This window comes from Niastella sp. sgz303648, assembly GCF_059587045.1.
This window is the reverse complement of record NZ_JCAPSW010000005.1, coordinates 629,196-635,409: the sequence shown is the minus strand read 5'-3', so window position 1 is coordinate 635,409 and position 6,214 is coordinate 629,196. Positions and strand designations below refer to the sequence as shown.

Annotated in this window: 7 protein-coding genes; 4 read left to right on the top strand and 3 right to left on the bottom strand. The window is 35.2% G+C overall.

Features of this window, described 5'->3' with window-relative positions:
* Positions 1–2: 2 nt before the first annotated feature.
* On the bottom strand, positions 3–332 hold the full coding sequence (locus AC59IL_RS18180) for a DUF262 domain-containing protein (RefSeq protein WP_496553598.1): 330 nt from the start codon (positions 330–332) through the stop codon (positions 3–5).
* Between the two features lie 153 nt (positions 333–485).
* The gene (locus AC59IL_RS18175) at positions 486–1,349 is read right to left on the bottom strand and encodes a hypothetical protein (protein ID WP_496553597.1); all 864 of its coding nucleotides are present in this window, start codon (positions 1,347–1,349) and stop codon (positions 486–488) included.
* A gap of 255 nt (positions 1,350–1,604) precedes the next feature.
* On the opposite strand from AC59IL_RS18175, the gene AC59IL_RS18170 reads away from it, so the two are divergent.
* The 4 genes from AC59IL_RS18170 to AC59IL_RS18155 all read left to right on the top strand — a co-directional run bounded on the left by AC59IL_RS18170 (position 1,605) and on the right by AC59IL_RS18155 (position 4,948).
* Complete coding sequence (locus tag AC59IL_RS18170) at positions 1,605–2,723, top strand: hypothetical protein (protein WP_496553596.1); 1,119 nt, start codon at positions 1,605–1,607, stop codon at positions 2,721–2,723.
* A 106-nt stretch (positions 2,724–2,829) separates the two neighbouring features.
* Positions 2,830–3,453 carry a hypothetical protein gene (locus AC59IL_RS18165; RefSeq protein WP_496553595.1) on the top strand — a complete coding sequence of 208 codons (624 nt, stop codon included), beginning with the start codon at positions 2,830–2,832 and terminating at the stop codon, positions 3,451–3,453.
* Between the two features lie 191 nt (positions 3,454–3,644).
* Positions 3,645–4,271, top strand: a complete 627-nt coding sequence (locus tag AC59IL_RS18160) for a hypothetical protein (protein ID WP_496553594.1) — start codon at positions 3,645–3,647, stop codon at positions 4,269–4,271.
* Positions 4,272–4,345: 74 nt separating this feature from the next.
* The gene (locus tag AC59IL_RS18155) at positions 4,346–4,948 is read left to right on the top strand and encodes a hypothetical protein (protein ID WP_496553593.1); all 603 of its coding nucleotides are present in this window, start codon (positions 4,346–4,348) and stop codon (positions 4,946–4,948) included.
* A gap of 225 nt (positions 4,949–5,173) precedes the next feature.
* Here AC59IL_RS18155 and AC59IL_RS18150 read toward each other — a convergent pair whose 3' ends face one another.
* The gene (locus AC59IL_RS18150) at positions 5,174–6,211 is read right to left on the bottom strand and encodes a tetratricopeptide repeat protein (RefSeq protein WP_496553592.1); all 1,038 of its coding nucleotides are present in this window, start codon (positions 6,209–6,211) and stop codon (positions 5,174–5,176) included.
* Between the last annotated feature and the right edge of the window lie 3 nt (positions 6,212–6,214).

Here is a 6,214-nt window from a genome sequence, read left to right as displayed (position 1 = left end):
GCTTATACAATCGCTTCGGCAGTGTCGAGAACCGAATGGTTACGTTTCCCATCCAATACCAATTTTATAACTGCGGGATTTTCTTGATAATTACTATAGCTACTTTCATCATGCAACTTTAATGGTTCTCCTGGTGTGTGTGGTTTACCTTGAGGTTGTTTCCATATTGTAATAAGTCCAATTGGATAAGTTTTAATAAATGAGTTCACAAATTTTTTTACTTGCTCAGGTGTCCAGATATATTCTCTTTGGAATTGCGGTATTTGCCATTCCCCCTTATTTAAAAGTGCAAGTACTTCTGATATAAGTTTTCTTGTTGTTTCTAAACTCATTTTAAAATTACATTTTTCGTTTTTGGAATGTACATATCTTTCACAAGATGAGGTTTAAAGGATTATTGATTTTACTCTCCTTACGGCGGTACTTAGATATAAGAACTAAAAAATCACTTTATTAAAATGAATAACAAAACTTTAATAATGGAATTAATCTAGCTTAATTTTCATCTTTACATATGTATTAATGGTATTTAACAGAGAATAAAACACCCACTCCAATTGTTCCTGATGCTGAATTTGCTTTGTTCTTTCTTTATTGTGACGGATATTGAAGTTGTTAACTATATTAAAAAACTGCTCAGTATCACCACTAAATAGCGGCTTTAATTCTTCGCGTAACGGCTCTAAAACATAACTTAAAGTTTCACATGCTGAGCGTTTACTTTCTAGCGTAGAGTGTTTATCAAAAAACAATCTTCTAGCATGTTCAATGGTAGCGTCAGTGACTGCGTTGCCAGTAGTAATTTTTTGATTAACCAAATCAAACAACGGCATTTTGGGAAGTCCTTTTTCAATTTCCTCAATTCCACTCTTTGTTAAATGCATTCCCTGGTAAAATGTACAGGTAAACGTTGGAACTTCACCGTAATCTATCCAGCCTTCTGATTTTAAATATTTAATAATCCTATTAAACTCATCTGGGGAGGAATATGTAATAAGGTTATCCTCAATGGAATTTAAATTATGTTCTCTGTACTCTTTTCCTCCATTATTATAAAGATATTGAAGAAAATGCTGGACACGCTCTTCAAAGCCATAAGGTATTTCCTGCTCTTTTAATTTTGATAATAAAGCAGTATCAATCATTGTAGGCCCTTCTCCTTTTAAACTCCTATTCCTACAAATTCCGGCTAAAATTTGTTTTTCTTCTTCACTCAATTGACGGGCCGCCCTTAGCGCTAAATCAGTAAATATCACTTCACCAGTTAAAGGAGTTTCGTAGTGAAATTCCCTTTTACTTCCAGGTTGGAACATATTCACGGCTTTACCGGTTAAGGGGCATGTGCTCATAATTGTAAGTTCAAGTAATAATTACACATTAATTATTTAGCAATTTACTTTAATTTATGAGTTATTATATACGTGTAACTTAGTAGCCTGCCGGTATATTTAAATCATAAGGCAATTTAACGAGCTGGCATAGGTGTGCGTCAACCTCAACCAAAATCAATAGGATGAATATCAACAATTTACAAGTGTTTTATATAATTATAAATTGATGCGTAATTTGTAGATTGCAAAACGAACTTGTATAAACCATGACATATGCAGGCGCAACAATCCTTTAGCAAGCCTTCAAACTGGCAAGATCTTGAGTTATTTAGCAAAAACCTTTGGGGAGAAATATGGCAATGCCCAGAAATTAAAATGAATGGTCGAAAAGGGCAAAAGCAAAACGGAGTAGACATATATGGTATGCCAGCGGGTGAAAATGGTTATTATGGTATTCAATGTAAAGGCAGGGGTAAAGAATTTGGCCGACCATTTACTGAAAAGGAAATATTAAGGGAGATTGAAAAGGCAAAAGGATTTACACCAGCATTAAAAAAACTATATTTTGTAACCACAGCTTCTAAAGATAGCCAAATAGAAAGCTTTTTTCTTCAAAAGAACCTGGAACATAAATCCATGGGCATATTTGAGGTTCACCTTTTTTGTTGGGAAGATATTGTTGATCTCATGGTACGAAACAAGAATACATTCGACTGGTATGTAAATGGCCAGAATTATATAGTGCGAAAATCGGCTGTACTATCCTTTGATGATGGAAGCTTTAAAGTAATTAGGAATCCCCGATTTAAAAAAACTACAATTGAATATAGAGAGGCCATTATTCCAGCGGACTATACCCCCCCATACGCTTATCTTTTAATCAAGAATCGGGAAAATAATTCTTCTAAACCTGTTTTGCCCGAATATGCTAATCATTGTACGAACCACAGTTATTTCCCATTGCAAATCAGATTAAAAAACAACGGTAATTCTCCTATACATGAATTTGTAATTCGATTAGAGACTAAAGGAAATATTTCAGGTCTTAGTGAAAGCAATATTTCCGGAGGATTACTTGCATATAGTGAGCCCAAGCCAACGAATGTAATTATTAATTTTGGTGAGCAGAGCCTTAAAGTACAACCTGGAAAGAAAATCCTTGTAGCTGGCGATGATTTTTATTCTGATATATTCTACATCAAAGCACATGCGGAAGAAACAAACATTCAAATAAAATGGACGTTGCTTTCGTCTGATTTTACCGAAAGCGGTATACTGGAAGTGGAGTTGCAACCGATAATAGAGGATGAAATATTAACTGTGTTTGTAGAAAATCGATATAAAGTGAAAACCGTACATGCAGGTTTCAGGGATTATTGTACAGGGTATTAAAGAATGAAGTGATAAGAGAAGCACGGTGAATTATTAGAAACGGTCTAATCTCTTTCAAGATGAAAAAAGTGATGCCTACTTTTAGAAAAGCATAAATTGAAACAAGATGAAATATTATCAAATAGCGTGCTTGTTTATCTTTCTTACGAGTTGCGAAAAGAAACCAGAAATTTTATTAGGATTTAATTTATTGTCTTCTCCAGAAGAATACAACGAACATTTAAATCATTTAGTTAAAGAAAATAAAATTGTAGATAATCATTATTCATTAGACTGTGGTTATAGTTTTTATACAATAACAGGCAAAAAAAATTTATACTGTAATCTCATTGAAAATTTTACTGAAAACCAATTGTCAAGCCTCAGACTTGCAGGTAGTATTAAGGAAAAAGACTCTCTTGCTTATGAAGAGATAAAGAATTGCCTCATTTCTAATTATCTTGAAAAATATGGGTATCCCGTCGATACTCTTAAAAAGCAATTCATTGCATTCCAACAACGCAAAGAATCAATGTACTGGCCCCAAGAAATGGGAACAATATTTATTTGGAAAAAAACAGATTTTTCAATTGAATTAAAAATATCTGATGAAGTTGGAAAAAAAGATGACATACTCTGGAAATATGTGAGCTATGTGAATATCACATATTTGATAGACTCTGCTCTTATCGATAATAAGTCAATTGAATTAGAGAAAAAGAAAGTAAATGAAACCCAAAAAGACATTTAATCATCTTGAAAATAACTTTAAGCCAAAGCGGTTAATCCATGAATAAACATTTTTTTTAAGCAGAAGGGGCATTCACAATTCATCAGATACAAGTTTAAAGCTTTTGATTATTTAATCCCTCATTATTGGTAAAAATATAGATTTTATGTGCGAAGTCGTTTTTAGCTAAAAACATTTAAAAATAATTGAAGATGGATTCAATAATGAATAACATAAAAACAATTTGGGGAAGGATTGATGAATGGATGAATAGGGATGTAAAATTAATTTCATCAGAGAAATCAGTAGTTTTCAACTTTGCTTGGGAGTTTCAAAAAGAGTTTAATGAAAGCATAGCATTAATGGATTTCGAAACCAGTTTGTTTCATGAATTTTCTGACGGGCAATATTTAGACTTATTTATTAAATTCATTCACGAAAATGACGAAATTAAAATAGGGATTGAATTTAAGTATCCAAATAAAAAAATAAATAATTCAAATCAAACTCAAACAAGACAAAAAATAATAAATGATATAAAAAGGCTTAATTGGCTGGTAGCAAATAAAAAAATTGACATAGGTTGTTTTTTATGTTTAACTAACGAAAATAGTTACATAAACAATGGACGTTTTACTGTTGCTACCGCATTTCTTACTCATCATGGAAAAATTTATAAACAAGGTGAATTTTTACCAGAAAGCCAATTTTCTGTTGAAAAAGTTCAAGCAATATCAGATATTAATTTTTTTTGGAAACATATTTCTTATAAAAAGAATAAACATTGTATAGAGTTAAATAGATATTCGTTCTTAGAACCAATTTTTATTAAGCTATGAAACTGAATTAGGTGATCGCAATTTATAAATAGGTTTTAAGCACACATATATATTAGGTTATAAAAAGGATATTCATGGAAAAGATGCCTAAAGTAAGTAGCACTTACATCCTTGAGAGAGCGGGTATTTTGAAGGTTGGACTGGAGATTAATAATCTTGGCTTCATTTTTAGAGAAACACACGATATACCTGAATTATTTACAGTTATGATCAAAACTAAATGTGCAAATCCAACTTTTTCAGTTTCTTTTTTTGACCTCTTTGTCCAGGGATTAACCAACATTTCTCGACAGCTCTTTTTCTCAATGTCACTTGCAATAGAAATTGCCGAGTTTAATAACGAGAGTGAATATGGTCTATCGATTGGTTATGAGGAACACCAGTTTCTTAAGGAATATGTTACCTTCTTATTTAGTCAAAGTTTAGCAACAATAGATTATTCTGATTATTTAATAGATTGGAGAGATCGTGAAATTCAATCAACTTTTTTATCGACCATTACTCCCAGAGGTCGACTTTTGATGGAATATATAGGGCAACAACAGAAAAAATTTAATCTTACCGGGGTGAACTTACTTATGGAAAGAAATTTGATAATGGATGCTTTTGGTTCAGGATGGGAAAAATTGCCAGAAGCTAAGGAGTTCCAAAAGCTATTTAATCTCAATCTGCAATAAACTTACCAACTGTATTATATAATCTTTTAAATTTGCCCAGACAGGTAGAAAGTGCGAATAAGCACGCATAACTGGCACGCCTAATTGCTCTTTAATTTTTTGCGACACAATTTTGACACACGTCGTCTATAAATAATTGATAATCAGGATGTTTAGATTCATGTCCTGGGCACATTACAAACCTTGTAAACAATTGGTTTACAAGGTTTTTTTATGCCCGTTCGCTCAGTTTTCCTCGCTTTTTTCCGCTTTTTGCCGCCCTTTTTGGCGAACAAATGGCGAACAGATTGGCGAACAGATTGGCGAACAAAGCTGCGCTTCTTTTCCCGCTTTCGCTTTCCAGATAGCAGTGATCTGGTGCAGGTCATTTTGTTGTTTGGCAAGGATCATCGCCGTGTCAAGGTTCATGCCTGCCTTATCAAACTGCTGCAACTTATTATACGCTGTTGCGAGATCGTAATAGGATTGCGCATCCAACGCATCAATGCCGCGATTGATCGCAAAAGCCTTTAACTGATACTGTAATCCTTCCTGCAGTTTATTTTGCTTTGTCAGCAAAGTGCCGAGGTTTTCATACCGGATTCCGAAATAATAAGGATTGTTCAGGCTGCTGTCTTTGTCCAGCATTTTCAGGAAATAGATCGCGGAGTCCGTTTGACCAACCTGGTCATAATAATCGGCGATATTGTTGGTAAAAACTACCTTGTGCGCAGGGGAGGTGCTGCGCCGGTAACCTTCCCGCAGGTATTTATACCGCTGCGGCTGGTCGTTGATGGCGTTGTAGATTTGGGCAAGCCGGATACAGATCAGCGGCAAGGCGATGGTATCCACTTTAACCGCAAGGTAGTAGGCTTCCCGTGCAAATTGCAGCGCGCTGTCATAGGAGTGCTGCAGCCGGAGCACTTCCGCGAACTGCAGTTTGGCAGCCATGATCTCCCTTTGCGTCGTGTCACGTCTTGTCGCAAGTGCCAGCGCCTGCCCGATAAACCATCTGGCACTATCGTTTGTACCACCTTGGTGTTCCACCGATTTGCAGCGCAGCCAGGCACCGGTCAGCCGGTAGTCTCCCAATTGATCAACGATGGGCTTGATACTGTCCAGGATCTTTTTGCCACCGGCGATTTGGTTCTGGTTAAAATAAACGTTGACCGAACTTTTCAGGTAAGCGATCAGCGAATCGGCTTTGGCTGTATTGACGGGAAGTTTGTTTGGTGGCGTGTTGCAGGCAGCAAGCAGCAACAGCCCTACAATAATGCGGTTCATAAG